The 14,660-nt window shown below is 65.5% G+C and carries 18 protein-coding genes; 10 read left to right on the top strand and 8 right to left on the bottom strand.

Annotated features, from left to right (window positions below; genetic code table 11):
• Nucleotides 1-105: 105 nt before the first annotated feature.
• Nucleotides 106-570, top strand: a complete 465-nt coding sequence (locus U5809_RS24715; RefSeq protein WP_006481526.1) for an Lrp/AsnC family transcriptional regulator — start codon at nucleotides 106-108, stop codon at nucleotides 568-570.
• Between the two features lie 26 nt (nucleotides 571-596).
• Here U5809_RS24715 and U5809_RS24720 read toward each other — a convergent pair whose 3' ends face one another.
• From U5809_RS24720 to U5809_RS24735, 4 genes are all read right to left on the bottom strand, one after another.
• The gene (locus tag U5809_RS24720) at nucleotides 597-1,985 is read right to left on the bottom strand and encodes a HAMP domain-containing sensor histidine kinase (RefSeq protein WP_322088448.1); all 1,389 of its coding nucleotides are present in this window, start codon (nucleotides 1,983-1,985) and stop codon (nucleotides 597-599) included.
• Entirely contained in the window at nucleotides 1,961-2,626 is a 666-nt protein-coding gene (locus U5809_RS24725) for a response regulator transcription factor (RefSeq protein WP_322088449.1), read from the bottom strand. Before U5809_RS24725 ends, U5809_RS24720 begins: the two co-directional genes overlap by 25 nt.
• A 92-nt stretch (nucleotides 2,627-2,718) precedes the next feature.
• A complete protein-coding gene (locus tag U5809_RS24730) occupies nucleotides 2,719-3,159 on the bottom strand; it encodes a hypothetical protein (protein ID WP_322088450.1) in 441 nt (146 codons plus the stop codon).
• 38 nt (nucleotides 3,160-3,197) lie between these two features.
• Nucleotides 3,198-3,980 (bottom strand): hypothetical protein, encoded by a 783-nt coding sequence (locus tag U5809_RS24735; RefSeq protein WP_322088451.1) that lies wholly within the window; start codon nucleotides 3,978-3,980, stop codon nucleotides 3,198-3,200.
• 248 nt (nucleotides 3,981-4,228) lie between these two features.
• Between U5809_RS24735 and U5809_RS24740 the strand changes: the two genes are divergently transcribed.
• Entirely contained in the window at nucleotides 4,229-5,329 is a 1,101-nt protein-coding gene (locus tag U5809_RS24740) for a saccharopine dehydrogenase family protein (protein WP_043182990.1), read from the top strand.
• A 109-nt stretch (nucleotides 5,330-5,438) separates the two neighbouring features.
• Here the strand turns inward: U5809_RS24740 and U5809_RS24745 are convergent, their stop codons facing one another.
• Both U5809_RS24745 and cydX read right to left on the bottom strand, forming a co-directional pair.
• Nucleotides 5,439-6,056 (bottom strand): AAA family ATPase, encoded by a 618-nt coding sequence (locus U5809_RS24745; RefSeq protein ID WP_282505064.1) that lies wholly within the window; start codon nucleotides 6,054-6,056, stop codon nucleotides 5,439-5,441.
• The gene (gene cydX, locus U5809_RS24750) at nucleotides 6,053-6,199 is read right to left on the bottom strand and encodes a cytochrome bd-I oxidase subunit CydX (RefSeq protein ID WP_176047940.1); all 147 of its coding nucleotides are present in this window, start codon (nucleotides 6,197-6,199) and stop codon (nucleotides 6,053-6,055) included. Before cydX ends, U5809_RS24745 begins: the two co-directional genes overlap by 4 nt.
• Nucleotides 6,200-6,399: 200 nt before the next feature.
• Between cydX and corA the strand changes: the two genes are divergently transcribed.
• Nucleotides 6,400-7,377 (top strand): magnesium/cobalt transporter CorA, encoded by a 978-nt coding sequence (corA, locus tag U5809_RS24755; RefSeq protein WP_322088452.1) that lies wholly within the window; start codon nucleotides 6,400-6,402, stop codon nucleotides 7,375-7,377.
• Nucleotides 7,378-7,390: 13 nt separating this feature from the next.
• Here corA and U5809_RS24760 read toward each other — a convergent pair whose 3' ends face one another.
• Nucleotides 7,391-7,678: a YciI-like protein gene (locus tag U5809_RS24760; RefSeq protein WP_176047942.1), complete on the bottom strand. Its 288-nt coding sequence runs from the start codon at nucleotides 7,676-7,678 to the stop codon at nucleotides 7,391-7,393.
• A gap of 456 nt (nucleotides 7,679-8,134) precedes the next feature.
• On the opposite strand from U5809_RS24760, the gene U5809_RS24765 reads away from it, so the two are divergent.
• The 6 genes from U5809_RS24765 to U5809_RS24790 all read left to right on the top strand — a co-directional run bounded on the left by U5809_RS24765 (nucleotide 8,135) and on the right by U5809_RS24790 (nucleotide 13,519).
• The gene (locus U5809_RS24765; protein ID WP_059234117.1) at nucleotides 8,135-8,623 is read left to right on the top strand and encodes an aminoacyl-tRNA deacylase; all 489 of its coding nucleotides are present in this window, start codon (nucleotides 8,135-8,137) and stop codon (nucleotides 8,621-8,623) included.
• 846 nt (nucleotides 8,624-9,469) lie between these two features.
• Entirely contained in the window at nucleotides 9,470-10,168 is a 699-nt protein-coding gene (locus U5809_RS24770) for an energy transducer TonB (RefSeq protein ID WP_124451891.1), read from the top strand.
• Between the two features lie 86 nt (nucleotides 10,169-10,254).
• Nucleotides 10,255-11,163, top strand: a complete 909-nt coding sequence (locus U5809_RS24775) for a MotA/TolQ/ExbB proton channel family protein (protein WP_282505056.1) — start codon at nucleotides 10,255-10,257, stop codon at nucleotides 11,161-11,163.
• 20 nt (nucleotides 11,164-11,183) lie between these two features.
• On the top strand, nucleotides 11,184-11,606 hold the full coding sequence (locus U5809_RS24780) for an ExbD/TolR family protein (RefSeq protein ID WP_048250972.1): 423 nt from the start codon (nucleotides 11,184-11,186) through the stop codon (nucleotides 11,604-11,606).
• A gap of 274 nt (nucleotides 11,607-11,880) precedes the next feature.
• Entirely contained in the window at nucleotides 11,881-12,312 is a 432-nt protein-coding gene (locus U5809_RS24785; protein ID WP_059663605.1) for an ExbD/TolR family protein, read from the top strand.
• Nucleotides 12,313-12,328: 16 nt separating this feature from the next.
• Nucleotides 12,329-13,519 carry a tetratricopeptide repeat protein gene (locus U5809_RS24790; RefSeq protein WP_322088453.1) on the top strand — a complete coding sequence of 397 codons (1,191 nt, stop codon included), beginning with the start codon at nucleotides 12,329-12,331 and terminating at the stop codon, nucleotides 13,517-13,519.
• Between the two features lie 80 nt (nucleotides 13,520-13,599).
• On the opposite strand, the gene U5809_RS24795 is transcribed toward U5809_RS24790, so the two are convergent.
• Entirely contained in the window at nucleotides 13,600-13,821 is a 222-nt protein-coding gene (locus U5809_RS24795) for a hypothetical protein (RefSeq protein ID WP_322088454.1), read from the bottom strand.
• Between U5809_RS24795 and U5809_RS24800 the strand changes: the two genes are divergently transcribed.
• Entirely contained in the window at nucleotides 13,820-14,395 is a 576-nt protein-coding gene (locus tag U5809_RS24800) for a helix-turn-helix domain-containing protein (protein ID WP_176047947.1), read from the top strand. The genes U5809_RS24795 and U5809_RS24800 overlap by 2 nt on opposite strands.
• Nucleotides 14,396-14,660: the final 265 nt, after the last annotated feature.

Here is a 14,660-nt window from a genome sequence, read left to right on the forward strand (position 1 = left end):
TTGAAAGGTTCGAACCCGGGCGATGCCGGTTGGGCGCACCGGCGTTCGGCGCTATCATCGCGTCACCTTCCACTCAGCCGGCGCGTCGCGCACCGGCCCAGCCTCATGCGTCCACCCCGCCTCGACCAACTCGACGATCTCGACCGGCAACTCGTCGCGCTGCTGCAAGCCGATGCGCGCGCCAGTGTCGCGGATCTCGCGCGCCAGCTCGACGTTGCGCGCACGACGGTCGTCGCACGCATCGCGCGGCTCGAACGCACCAACGTGATCGCCGGGTACAGCGTCCGGCTCGGGCAGGACGTGCTCGACGCGAGCATTTACGCGTATGTCGGCATCATCCTCACGCCGAAGTTCGGCAAGGACGTATTGCGCAAGCTCGACCGGATGCCCGAAGTGCAGTTGCTGTGCGCGGTGAGCGGCGAGTACGACTACGTCGCGTGGCTGCGCGCCGATTCGCCCGAACGGCTCAACGACCTGCTCGACCAGATCGGCACGCTCGAAGGCGTCGAGCGCACGACGACGTCGATCATCCTGTCGCGCAAGATCGATCGCGGGACGATCGGCGGCTGACGCTCCGGTCGCGCGTAGCGGACCAATCAGCCGTCGGTCCGGTCGCGGGGCTGCGCCGCGCCTGACGGCCGCGCGAGCGGAATCCGCACCGATACGCGCAACCCGCGCGAAGCCGGTTCGTCCGCATATGCGAGCGTGATGTCGGCACCCATCCGGTCCGCGAGGATCTTCACGATCGACAGGCCGAGCCCCGAACCGATCTGCGCGTTGCCGGGCACGCGGTAGAACGGATCGAACACGCGCTCGCGTTCCTGCGGCGCGATGCCCGGCCCGCTGTCGATGATCGTCACGCACGCGTGCGTGTCCGTGCCTGACGTCGACAGGTCCACGCGACCGCCGGCCGGCGTGTAGCGGATCGCGTTGTCGACCAGGTTCATGACCAGCGACACGAGTTCGAGTTCGTCGGCGGGCACGCGGGCGTCCGGGCCGTCGTCGATGCCGATGTCGAGCGTCTTCGCATCGGCGAGCGGCATCAGGTCTTCCAGCACGCGGCGATAGATCGCATGCACGGAGACGGCGCCGGGCGGGGCGGCCGGCGCGCTTTGCGCACGCGCCAGCGCGAGGAGCTGCCCGATCAGGTGGCGGCTGCGGTCGAGCCCGCTGCGCAGCGCGGCGAGCCGCGCGCGCGCATCGTCCGGCAGATCGGTGTCGGCCAGGCGCTCGGCCTGCAGCGACATCGCGGTGAGCGGCGAGCGCAGCTCGTGGGCCGCATCGGCGACGAAGCGGCGCTGCGTATCGACCGATTGCGCGACGCGCGCGAGCATCCGGTTGATCGCGACGACGAATGGCCGCACCTCGACCGGCACGTGCTCGGCCGATACCGGGCGCAGGTCGTGTTCGTCGCGTGCGTCGATCCCGGCGGACAGCGCGGCGACCGGGCGGAACAGCTTGCGCACGAGATCGGCAACGAGCAGCAGCAGGATCGGCACGAGGATCAGCAGCGGCAGCGCAGTGCGCCATGCACTCTCGCGCGCGACGTCGTCGCGCATGCCGGCCTCCTGCGCGACCGCGATGCGCTCGCCGTTCTCGAACGTGCGGACCATCACGCGATAGGCATTGCCGCCCGCATCGACCGTATGCAGCCCGTCGGCGAGCGTCGGCGGCAGCGCGAGCCGGGGCGAGCCGTCGGTGTGTGGTTGCGGATCGCCGCCGAGCGGCTGCACGATCACGCGCGACAGTTCGTCGCTTTCGCGTGCGGGCCCGGTGCCCGCTGCATGCGCCGCAGGCGCGCGCTGGCGATCGAGCAGCGTCGCGACCTCGCGCAGTACATCGTCCTGCAATTCATGCGCTTCGTCGAATGCCGATGAAAACGCAAACGCGGCCGCGACTGTCGCGACGACGAGGATCGCGGCCGACAGCGCGACCGACAGGCGGAACCCGATCGACTCGTTCAGGCGTTTCTTGAAACCATCCATCCCGCCCCCCTGACGTTCTTGATCACGGTACTGCCGAGCTTGCGGCGCAGCGAATGGATCAAGAATTCGACCGCGTTGCTTTCGACTTCTTCTCCCCAGCCGTACAGGCGATCCTCGAGCTCACGCCGCGACAGGATCGCGCCGGGGCGCACCAGCAGCGCTCGCAGCAGCGAGAATTCGCGGTTCGACAGCGCGACCGGCGCTTGTCCGTCGACGGTTGCCTCGCGCGTCGCCGGGTCGAGCGACACGATCCCGTTGCCCAGCAGCGGCGCGGCCGAACCGGCCCGGCGCCGGATCGCGACGCGAATCCGTGCGAGCAGTTCGGCCATGTCGAACGGCTTCACGATGTAGTCGTCGGCGCCACCGTCGAGGCCACGCAGTCGATCGTCGAGCCCGTCGCGCGCGGTGACGATCAGCAGCGGCGTGCCGGTGTCCTTCACGCGGATGCCGGCCAGCACGTCGAGCCCGTCGCGGCCAGGCAGGCCGAGGTCGAGCAGGACCAGGTCGTAGGGCTGCGCGGCGAACGCGGTCAGCGCGTGCCCGCCGTCGGTGACCCAGTCGGTGGCGTACGACGCATCCTTCAGCGCGGCATGGACGGCCTCGCCGATCATCGGGTCGTCCTCGACGAGCAGTATTCGCATGCGTGTTCTCCGTGCCGCGCGATCGCCGCCAGCGTATGCGATTCCGGCGCGCGCGTCACGCGCGGCGCGCCCGGCCCATCGCCGATCTGCGCTTAATGGCTGCCGAACCGGTCGAAGGCGGCAAGCAGGTTCTTCATCGCGGCGGCCGAATCGGCCTGGGTCGGATGGTCGGCGCGCAGCGCGGCGAGCGCACGGTCGATTTCCTGGTCGACCATGTGCCAGTCGGCGGCCGCACGCGGCTTGAGGCCGGCCTCGGCCGAATCCCACGCGATCTCCAGATCCTTGATGCGTGTTTTTGCGCCGGGCAGGTCGCCCTTGCCGACCAGCGTGTTCACGTCGGCGGCGATCGTGCGGAACTGCGACAGATCGCCGAGCTTCGACGCGCGGGGCGCGGCGGACGAAGCGGCGGCCGTTGCGGGCACCGGAGTCGATGCGTTCGCATCCTGCTGCTTCGAGCAGCCGGCGGCGGCGCCGAGCAGGGCAATCGCGGCTGCGGCCGTGACGAGACGGGAAACGGAATTCGGGATGGGCATGGGGTGTCCTCGATGCAATGAACGGAAGGAAAAGGGTGTCATTCGGCGGCGCCGGCACGCGTGTGCGCGCCGCTGCCGAATTGCGCGACGGCGACGAGCAGCACGATCACGGTCAGGAACAGCAGGCTCGTCCACGCGGCGCCGAAACCGAGCCCGCCATACGTGCGGGCCTGCGTGAGCAGATCGCCGAGCGACGCGCCGAACGGGCGCGTCAGGATGTAGGCGATCCAGAACGCCAGCACCGCGTTCGCGCCGAGCCGCCACATCGCGAACACGGCCGCGATCAATGCGCCGAAGCACAGCGCGCCGAGCGTGAAGCCGAGCCCGAGCGCCTCGGTCGCGAGATCGCCGGCGGCGGTGCCGAGCGCGAACGTGCAGAGGATCGCGGCCCAGTAGAACAACTCGCGCCGCGGCGTGACGATCGTTTCGATTGACAGCGTGCCTTCTACGCGATGCCAGACGAAGAAGATCGCGGTGAGCGCGACGGCAAACGCGGCGGTGCTCGCATAGAGGCTGACGTTCAGGCCGTCGGTGAGCAGGTCGGTGATCTGCGTGCCGACGATGCTGACGAGCACCACCGTGAGCCAGTAGATCCACGGCACGTAGCGGCGTGTGCGCAACTGCAGCCACAGCGCGATCGCGAGCAGCGACGCCATCGCGATGCACGTGACGTTCTGGCCGAGGCCCGCGTTGACCGCGAGAAAGTCGGCGCCGGTTTCGCCGACCGTGGTCGACATGATCTTGATGATCCAGAACGACAGCGCAACGTCGGGCACCTTGTTCAGCCAGTGCGACGTGCGGTTGACGGGCAGGGATTGCATGCGATGCCTCCTTGGAAATCGGGTGATCGGCATGCAGTCTGAATCGCGAGACTTAGGCCAGCCATAGCGGGCCGACGGCGGGTGAAAAACCCCTGTTTCGACGTTTCGACGAAAAGTGTCGTCATAACGTCGAAATTATCAGTCGTTTCGCATCATTCTTCGTCTTGGAACTGATTTTGCGCGTCCCTAAACTGTGTTCATGGCTCAACGCCGTTCACAACACCAACCCATCATCAGGAGATAAGCGCATGAAAATCGCCATCGTCGGCGCAGGTCTGATCGGCCACACCATTGCTCACATGCTGCGTGAAACGGGCGACTACGAAGTCGTCGCGTTCGACCGCGACGCGGATGCGCTCGCGAAGCTGTCGCGCGAAGGCATCGCGACGCAACGGGTCGATTCGGCCGACGCGAACGCGATTCGCGAAGCAGTGAAGGGCTTCGATGCGCTCGTCAACGCGCTGCCGTACTACCTCGCGGTCAACGTCGCCGCTGCCGCGAAGGCCGCCGGCGTCCATTACTTCGACCTGACCGAAGACGTGCGCGCGACCCACGCGATCCGCGAACTGGCTGAAGGCTCCGACCGTGCGTTCATGCCGCAGTGCGGCCTCGCACCGGGCTTCATCGGTCTCGCCGCGCATGAACTGGTGAACGGCTTCAGCGAAGTGCGCGACGTGAAGATGCGCGTCGGCGCGTTGCCCGAGTATCCGACCAACGCGTTGAAGTACAACCTGACGTGGAGCGTCGACGGCCTGATCAACGAATACTGCCAGCCGTGCGAAGCGATCCGCGACGGCCGCAAGCAGTGGGTGCAGCCGCTCGAAGGCCTCGAGCACTTCTCGCTCGACGGTACCGAATACGAAGCGTTCAACACGTCGGGCGGCCTCGGCACGTTGTGCGAGACGCTGTCGGGCAAGGTCGAGACGCTCGACTACAAGTCGGTGCGCTACCCGGGCCACCGCGATCTCGTGCAGTTCCTGCTCGAAGACCTGCGCCTGTCGACCGACCGCGACACGCTGAAGTCGATCATGCGCCGCGCGGTGCCGTCGACGAAGCAGGACGTCGTGCTCGTGTTCATCACGGTGACGGGCGTGAAGGACGGCCAGCTCGTGCAGGACGTGTTCACGCGCAAGATCTTCGCGAAGGACGTGTGCGGGATGCACATGAGCGCGATCCAGATCACGACGGCCGGCGCGATGTGCGCGGTGCTCGATCTGTTCCGCGAGAAGAAGCTGCCGCAGAGCGGTTTCATCCCGCAGGAAAAGGTATCGCTGAAGGCGTTCCTGTCGAACCGCTTCGGCAAGCTGTACGAAGGCGGCACGATGGAGCGCGCGCACGCGGTTGCCTGACCGACCGCCAGCCTCTGGCACGAGGGCCGTACGACGCCGGGAGCGCAGCAGCGCTTCCGGCGTTGTTTTTTGGGGAAGCAGAAAGCGGGAAGCGGGCCGGGCGGCGCGCTCAGGCCGGTAGCGGCGGGACGATCGTCGAGGGTTGCGGGGGCGGCACGATGCGATACAGCAGTGCGTCGACGTCCGCGTCGGACGGCGCGGTGTTGTCGAACATCACGATGCCGTCGCATTCGTGGCCGGTCGGCACGAAGCGGCGCTGCCGGTATTCGTCCCAGTGAGTGAGCTTGTACGCATCGTTCGGGTTGCCGCGCGCGACGATCCGCGCGTGTGCGACGTCTTCCGACGTGTGGACCCAGACGACCGTCAGCGCGATGTCGGGCGCGATGCCGAGCCACGCGCGGTCGAGGATGCGCCGGTCGCGTACTTCGCGCGACAGCGGGCCGACGACGATCGCGCCGATGCCGAGCGCGAGATTTTCACGGGCCGTGTCGAGCAGGCCGTGGTACTCGGGATCGCGCAGGTGCTTCAGGTAGAGCGGGCTGTCGCGGTCGTTCGGATCTTCCGTGAGCGCGCCCATCGCGGCCGAACTGTAGCGCCCGTACAGCGTGTCCTTGTCGAGTAGGCAGAATGCTTCGCCGGTCGCGCGCATCAGCGGCCCGATGAGCCGCTTCGCGAGCGTGGTCTTGCCGGTGCCGGCATGACCGCAGAAGAACACCAGATGCGTCACGAAGCCTTGCCTCCCGGCCGCGGGCTCGACGCGTCGTTGGGCTTGTCGCCGCGCGAGAACACTTCCGCTTCCAGCCACATCGCGTTGATGATGCCAAAGCCGAGCGCCACGCCGATGCCGAGTATCCACGAGAAATACCACATAGGTCTGCCTCCTTGACGGTCGGGCCGCGCGGGCGTTGTGCGTCGCGCAACGCAGGTGCCGCGGGCCTGTCGAAGTACCCCGGTGTGCGTGCTGCAGCGCACGCAGCCCGATCATGACCAATATCGGCGTGCCGTGCAAGCCGGGCCGTCCGCGCAGCAAACCGGTAAACTGATGCGCAAATCGCAACATCACGGACAACATGCTGATCAACTGCGCTGCATACCAGGATGGCCGCAAACTGGCCGACATCGATATCGACGCCATCAGCGACTACGTGTCGAAGCCCGAGTGCTTCGTGTGGGTCGCGCTGAAGGATCCGTCGCCCGAGGAAATCGACCTGATGGGCGAGGAGTTCGGGCTGCACGAGCTCGCCCTCGAGGATGCCCGCAAAGGGCATCAGCGGCCGAAGATCGAGGAATATGGCGATTCGCTGTTCGCCGTGCTGCATACGGTCGAGCTCGACGAGGACGGTGAATTCAAGGTCGGCGAACTGAATGTATTCGTCGGCCCGAACTACGTACTGTCGATCCGCAACCATAGCGAGCAGGATTTCCGCGAGGTGCGCAAGCGCTGCGAGCGCGAGCCGCATCTGCTGCAGGAAGGGTCGGCATTCGTGTTCTATGCGCTGATGGACCAGGTCGTCGACCGCTATTTCCCGATCCTCGAAACGCTTGGCGCCGAGCTCGAGGAACTCGAGGACCGCATCTTCGCGAAGGCGACGCCGGCGTCGTCGCGCGCGATCATCGAGGATCTCTATTCGCTGAAACGCCGGCTCGTGTTGCTGTACCAGCACACGGCGCCGCTGATGGAACCGCTCGCGAAGCTGACCGGCGGGCGCGTTCCGCAAGTCTGCAGCGGGATGGCCGCGTATTTTCGCGACGTGTACGACCATCTGCAGCGGATCGTGAAGACGATCGAAGGGCGCCGCGAGATGGTCGTCACGGCGATCCAGGTCAACCTCGGGATGATTTCGCTCGCCGAGAGCGAAGTGACGAAGCGGCTCGGCTCGTTCGCCGCGCTGTTCGCGATACCGACGATGATCGCCGGCATCTACGGGATGAACTTCGCGAACATGCCCGAGCTGCACCTGAAATACGGCTTCTACGGCTGCATCGCGGTGATGGTCGTCGCCGACTTCGCGCTGTGGTGGCGTTTCAAGCGGGCAGGGTGGCTGTAGGCGCGCCGCGCACCTAGCGCGGCGCGTGTTTGCCGATCACGACGCGCCACGGCCGCACGCGCCACGATTTCACGAGGCCGTTCTGCACGTACGGATCGGCGCGCGCGAACGATTCGGCCGCTTCCGGCGAATCGCCTTCAAATACGAGCACGGCCTGGTCGGCCGGCTCCGCCAGCGCGCCGGCGAGCACGAGTTCGCCGCGCTCGGTCGCGGCCTGCGCGAGCGCGAGATGCTGCGCACGGAACGGTTCGCGCCGCGACAGGTAATCGTCGACAAGTTCGTAGATCAACTGGTAATGCATGATCGCTCCCGGAGTGGGTGGGTGCCGCCGGATCGCGGGCGGCCGGCTCAGTATAGGGCACCGTGCGGCCTTGGGCGGCGCGGTTTGCCGGACGCTGCGGCGGGCTTTCGCACGTCGGACGGCGTGACGTCATGCGCGCGGTATCGGTTTGCGTTTCCGCATAAACGCAACTAACGGTCCGGTTTTGCGGCGCCCGCACATTGATGGGGGTATTCGCGCCGCCATATTCTCTAGCCGAATTCGTCTGCAGGAAAAGAGGGGCCGCCAAGCATATTCCGGGCACGGATTTCACATGCCGGCGACAGCGCGTGGACCGCGCGAACAGGAAGCGGAACCGCGTGTCGGGCTACTCGGGCCGGTGCTGCGCGACGGCGTTTCCATTGGCCGGAATGCGACCTATGCTGAACAAATCCGGAGCGAACTCCGTTCGCCCGATTCGCCCAGACGAGGTGTGCCATGCCTGTATCAGCCACCCTGCAGGATTGCCTGCGCCAGAAGTCATCCCGGTACGAAGTCGTGTACCACCCCTATAGCCATACGAGCATGGAGACGGCCGCCGCCGCGCATATCCCCGGCGATCGCCTCGCGAAAACCGTGCTCCTCGAGGACGACGAGGGCTACGTCGCCGCCGTATTGCCGACGACGCACGCGGTGCGCCTGTCGGATCTCTGGGTGAAGACGGGACGCCATCTCGTGCTCGCCCGGGAGGTCGAATTGCGCGAGCTGTTCAAGGATTGCGACATGGGCGCGTTGCCGCCGGTCTGCATGGCGTACGGGATGAAGACGTTCCTCGAGGAACGTCTCGCGCAGCAGCCGGAAGTCTATTTCGAGGCCGGCGACCACGAAGCCCTGATCCACATGATGCAGGACGAATTCCTGATGCTGATGGAGACGGCCGAGCGTGCGCATTTTTCGCACAAGATGCAGGGGATGATGCTGTCCTGATGGGGCGGCGAATGCGGTGACGTGCGAGGGCGGCGCGCATGCGTGCGCGCCGATGAAGGGGTGCGTGCCTGTCAAAGGCGTGTTGTTCAAACCAGTTAATTTGATATGCGAAGCGGTATTGTGATGATTTGATCGATCTTCATCTTGCCTGTGTTGTATCGGATTCCTATTTATATTTCGAGTAATGCGTCATGCCATCGACGTGTCGCCGCATGCGATGTTGGCGCGATTCCACACTGGTGACGAGGGCGTCGAACGACCGCTGCCGGCATTGGCGAGGTGACGGAATGCGTTCGGTTCGTTGCCTCCGGTGCCGGTCACTTTTGCTGCGGCGCGGGAAATATGCGTTTATCCATGTCGGAAGGGTTTAATATCCGGTTTCGAATATACCCATACAAATCAATTACCATTTGAATAATAAAAACTTGATTTGTGCTTACCGGAATATTATTTGAATAAACCCTCCAAACTTTGTATTTGGGCATCAAATAAAGTTTGACGACAAAATTTTTTCCTTGCTATCTTCTGCACCCAAGTGAACTGCGCCATTGACATCACCGCGTAACGAACGGCGAATCGTCATACGAAATACGAGGTGGCGCCAGCTCAGCTGACAATTGCCTGACCGTGCGGGCGCGTGATTTTCCGGTGTAAAGCCGGGCCGCGCCGGCCGGAACGATTCCTTGAAAAAGAATGAATTGGAATTCGAATGTAATTCTTTCAATTCGGATTGCTAATTGAATTTGAAATGAAATTTTCGGGATGATGCGGTGGCGCTGCCGACCTGGCTACGCTGCCGGCCGCAACCCGAAACTGGGCGAATCGCTTGGGGGATGGATGGTGGGCATGAAAGTCGAAGAACATCTGGCTACATCGAACAGCGGACTGGCCACGCTGGGGCGTCCGAGAGAGTTCGGCAAGAAGCAGCAGAACCCGGTGCGCCGGTTCGGCGGCATCGGGATCGTCCTGGTGCTGCATGCAGTGCTGATCTACGCGCTGCTCAACGGCCTCGCGACGAAAGTCGTGCAGGTGATCCAGCATCCGATCGAAACCCGCATCATCGAGCCGGTCAAGCCGCCGCCGCCACCGCCGATGCCCGTGGTCAAGCTCCCGCCGCCGAAATTCGCGCCGCCGCCGCCGCCGTTCGTGCCGCCGCCGGAAGTGCAGGTGCAGGCGCCGCCGCAGGCGACGATCACGCACCAGTCGGCCCCGGTGCCGTCCGCGCCGGCCGTGCAGGCGCCGGTGGTGGCGCCTCCGGCGCCGGCCAAGCCGGTGAGCCATGACGTCGGGGTCGTCTGCCCGAATTCGGACACGCTGCGCGCGTCGATCCAGTATCCGAAGGAAGCACAGGAAAACAACATCACGGGTGACGTGACGATCGAGTTCGTCGTGGATGCGGAAGGGAACATCACGAACGAGCGCGTCGCGCAGTCCGCGGATCCGATCCTCGATCGCGCCGCGTTCAACACCGTGAAACGGTTCAAATGCGTCGCACAGGGCCAGTCGGTGCGGGTCCAGGTGCCGTTCTCGTTCAATCTGAATTGATGCAGTGGGCGACCCGGCGCGAGCCGGGTCGGGGAAAACCGTCTCGAACTTATGTATTAAGTTCAACGAAAGAACTGGAGTGGGGTATGACGAAGCGTTCACTGGCCGCGCTGGCGGCAAGCATGTTGATGTCCGTCGCCGTGGTCGACGGGTTCGTTGCGCCGCAGCTCGCCCATGCGCAGGCCAGCGGGGCGGCCAATACATCGGCGCAGGCCGCGGCGCCGTCGGCCGCACCGGCTCCGGTGCCGGCCGCCGCCGAGCCTGCGCCGCCGCCCGCGCCGGCCACGACGGAAGCGGTCGAGAATCCGTACGGGCTCGGCGCGCTATGGAAGAACGGCGACTTCGTCGCTCGTTTCGTGCTGATCCTGCTGGTGATCATGTCGATGGGAAGCTGGTACATCATGATCACGAAGTTCCTGGAGCAGTTGCGTGCGAACCGGCGCGCAAAACTGGCCGACGCGCAGCTCTGGACCGCGCCGTCCCTGGCCGAGGGCGCCAGGCTGCTCGACGAGGCGTCGCCGTTCCGCTTTATCGCCGAAACCGCGATCGAAGCCGGCGAGCATCACGAAGACGCGCTGCTCGAAGCGGTGGACCGCAACACGTGGATCGACGTGTCGGTCGAGCGCTCGATCACGAACGTGTCGAACCGGATGCAGGACGGGCTCGCATTTTTGGCCACGGTGGGGTCGACCGCCCCGTTCGTCGGGCTGTTCGGCACGGTCTGGGGGATCTATCACGCGCTGACCGCGATCGGCATCGCGGGCCAGGCGTCGATCGACAAGGTCGCGGGCCCGGTGGGCGAGGCGCTCATCATGACCGCGATCGGCCTTGCCGTCGCGGTGCCGGCGGTGCTCGGCTACAACTTCCTGGTCCGGCGCAACAAGTCGGTGATGGAGCGGGTTCGCAACTTCGGCGCACAGCTGCACACGGTGCTGCTGGCCGGCAACCGGCGCCCGGTGCGCGCGGCGTCGCCAGCGGCTTCGCTCGCGAACTGACCGGCTGACGGAGACGCGCGATGGCCATGAACGTCGGGCAGGACGATAGCGACGAGGTGATCGCCAACATCAACACGACGCCGCTCGTCGACGTGATGCTGGTGTTGCTGATCATCTTCCTGATCACGATTCCGGTCGTGACGCACACGATCCAGCTTCAGCTACCGAAGGAGACGGTGCAGCCGCTGCAGACGACGCCGAAAAGCATCGAGATCGCGGTGAATCGCGACGGCGATTTCTTCTGGGGCGAGCAACTGGTGGACGCGCCGACGCTGCTCGCGAAGCTGAAGGGCGTGTCGCAGCAGCAGCCCCAGCCGAGCGTGCACGTGCGGGGCGACCAGAACACGCGCTACGAGTTCATCGGACGGGTGGTCACGATGTGCGAGCGCGCGGGAATCGCGAAGCTGTCGTTCATTACGGAGCCGCCGGCACGCGGCGGTTAGGTGGCGACGCGGATCGGCTGCAAGGCATGGGGCCCGGGTAAGTGCTAAAGCGCTAATGTGGGTCGGCTGCAAGGCATGGGGCCCGGGTAAGTGCTAAAGCGCCAACGTGGATCGGCTGCAAGGCATGGGGCCCGCGTAAGCACTAAAGCGCAAACGCGGATCGACCGCAAAGCATGGGACCCACATAAGCACTAAAGCGCCAACGTGGGTCGACCGCAAAGCATGGGACCCACGTAAGCGCTAAATCGCTAACGTGGGTCGACAGGAGTCGACGATGGGGATGAACGTGCCTTCGGGCGGGAGCAATGCGGAACCGGAAGTGATGGTCGACATCAACACCACGCCGCTGATCGACGTGATGCTGGTGCTGCTGATCATGCTGATCATCACGATTCCGATCCAGATGCATTCGGTGAAGATGGACCTGCCGGTCGGCAACCCGCCGCCACCGGCCACGCCACCGGAAGTCGTGCAGATCGACATCGACTTCGACGGCACGACGACATGGAACGGCGCACCGGTGCCGGACCGTTCGGCGCTTGAGGCGAAACTGACCCAGGTCGCGGCGGAACCCGTGCAGGCGGAGATCCACTTGCGACCGAACAAGCTGGTGCCGTACAAGGACGTGGCGGCCGTGCTGGCGTCGGCGCAACGCGTGGGCGCGACCAAGATCGGCCTGATCGGTAACGAACAGTTCATGCAATGACGAAACGGACGAGCCGATGAACCAGCGACGATGGAAACGGATCATGGCGGTGACGACGCTCGGCGCGGCCTGCACGCTCGGCCGGCCGGCATTGCCGGCGGACGCGCTGCGGCCGGACGTGGCGAAACCGCTCGCGGCGGCGCAGGAGCTGTACCGCGCGCACAAGTATCGCGACGCGCTTGGCAAGATCGCCCAGGCGGCTGCCGTGCCCAACCGGACGCCGTACGAAACGTACATGGTGGAAGAGATGCGCGGCGCTGCAGCCATGGCGGCCGGCGAGACGGGCACGGCCGCGCAGGCGTACGAGACGGTACTGAGCTCGGGGCGGCTGTCGGGCGAGGACGAGCAGCGGACAACGGCCGCGCTGGCCGGGATCTACTTCCAGCAGAAGAATTACCCGCTGGCGATCCGGATTGCCCAGCGCTACCTGAAGGCAGGCGGCACCGATCCCGAAATGCGCACGCTGCTCACGCAGTCGTATTACCTGTCGAACGATTGCGCGCCGGTCGTGAGCCAGTTGAAGGCGAGCACCAATGCGCAGGCGAACGGCGGGCACGCACCGGACGAGGGGCAGTTGCAGATGCTCGCGACGTGCGCGCAGAAAGTGAAGGACGGCAATGCGTATCGCGGTGCGCTCGGGCTGCTGGTGGCCTACCATCCGAGCCCCGCGTACTGGGACGAAATGATCACGGCCATTCGCGGCACGCCCGGGTATCTGTCGTCGCTCGACCTCGATATCTACCGGTTGCGCCGCGCAACGGGATCGCTCGCGACGGCCGACGCGTACATGGAGATGGCGCAGCTCGCGCTGGTTGCGGGATCGCCGGCGGAAGGCAAGCAGGTGATCGACCAGGGGTTCGCGTCGGGCGTACTCGGCAAGGACGCGCAGGCGGACCGCGAGAAACGGCTGCAGGCGCTTGCTGCGAAGCGCGCGCAATCGGGCGGAGACGCCGCGACGCCGGCGACGCCGCTCGACACGGGCATGAATCTCGTCTTTGCGGGCCAGGCGCAGCAGGGGCTGCCGATGATGGAGCAGGCAATCGCGAAGGGTGGCCTCGAACATCCCGACGCGGCGCGACTGCGGCTCGGCGAGGCGTACTACGTGGCCGGCCAGAAAGCGCACGCGGTCCAGGTGCTGCGCACGGTCAAGGGGACCGACGGTTCCGGTGACCTGGCCAGGCTGTGGACGGCGGTGGCATCCCGGTAACGCAACGACAGGGCGCCGGCGCACGCCGCGGGCGCCGTCGGCAAGCGGTGTGCTGCCGCGAGCGTTTCGATGCATGACGGTCAGGTCCGACGGGGAAAAGGGGCAATCTTGTTAGTTAGTAAACCGAATGAAATATGCGAGACGAGCGAGGGCCGGCCGAGACGGTGCCGTGCTGCGCCGCGCACTGCCTGCACGCGGCTGCCGTGCGCGGGCGCGTATCGCGCCGGGCGGTGCGCATCGTCGCATCGGTCAAGGATCGCCGACATCAAACCGATTTCGACTGCGAGGCTCAGTTCATCCATGGTTGTGCCCCCTGATGAGTCGGTGCTCGTCGCCGTGTCGCTGGGCAACAAGATCCGGGCGCTGCGCCAGCGCCTGAAACTTACGCTCGACGAAACCGCCGGCATCGCCGGCATTTCGAAGCCGTTCCTGTCGCAGGTCGAACGCGGACGGGCCACGCCGTCGATCACGTCGCTGGTCCGGATCGCGAAGGCGCTGGGCGTGACGATGCAGTACTTCATCGACACGCCGACGGAAGCGCGTTCGGTATGTCGCGGCAATGCGCTGCAGTATTTCCAGTTCGCGAACTCGACGAGCCTGTTCGCCCGGCTGACGAACCTGGTCGATGGCCGCAAGCTCGACGCGATCCTCGTCAGGATGCCGGCGGGGCAGTTGCCGTCCGAGATGACCACGCATGCGGGCGAGGAGTTCGTCTACGTGATGCGCGGGCAGGTCGCGCTGACACTCGAGGACTGCACCTTCACGCTGAACGAGGGCGACACCGCGCATTACGAGTCGACGATGCCGCATGCGTGGCACAACACGGCCGACGAAGAGGCGGTGATCGTCTGGGTCGGCACGCCGAGGCTGTTCTAGCGGCGGCGGCCGCACGTCGGGCCGCGACGAAGGAGAAGTATCCGATCGAAGGAGGGGTGTGCAGCAGGACGCGCCATCCGTCGGATCGGGAAGAAGCAGGCAGTGCGCTCATTGTAGGTAATTAGGATGGCGAATCAAAATCAGAAAAACCGGTCGTGCTGAATGGCACTGGTGCCCCGAGGCCGATCCGTTCGCGTCATGGCGGTCGAATGAGTGGCAATCGCGGGTTCCGGTACACGGGCACCCAGGACGCGCAAGGAATTCA

Source organism: Burkholderia sp. BCC1999 (genome assembly GCF_905339975.1).
Classification (GTDB): domain Bacteria; phylum Pseudomonadota; class Gammaproteobacteria; order Burkholderiales; family Burkholderiaceae; genus Burkholderia.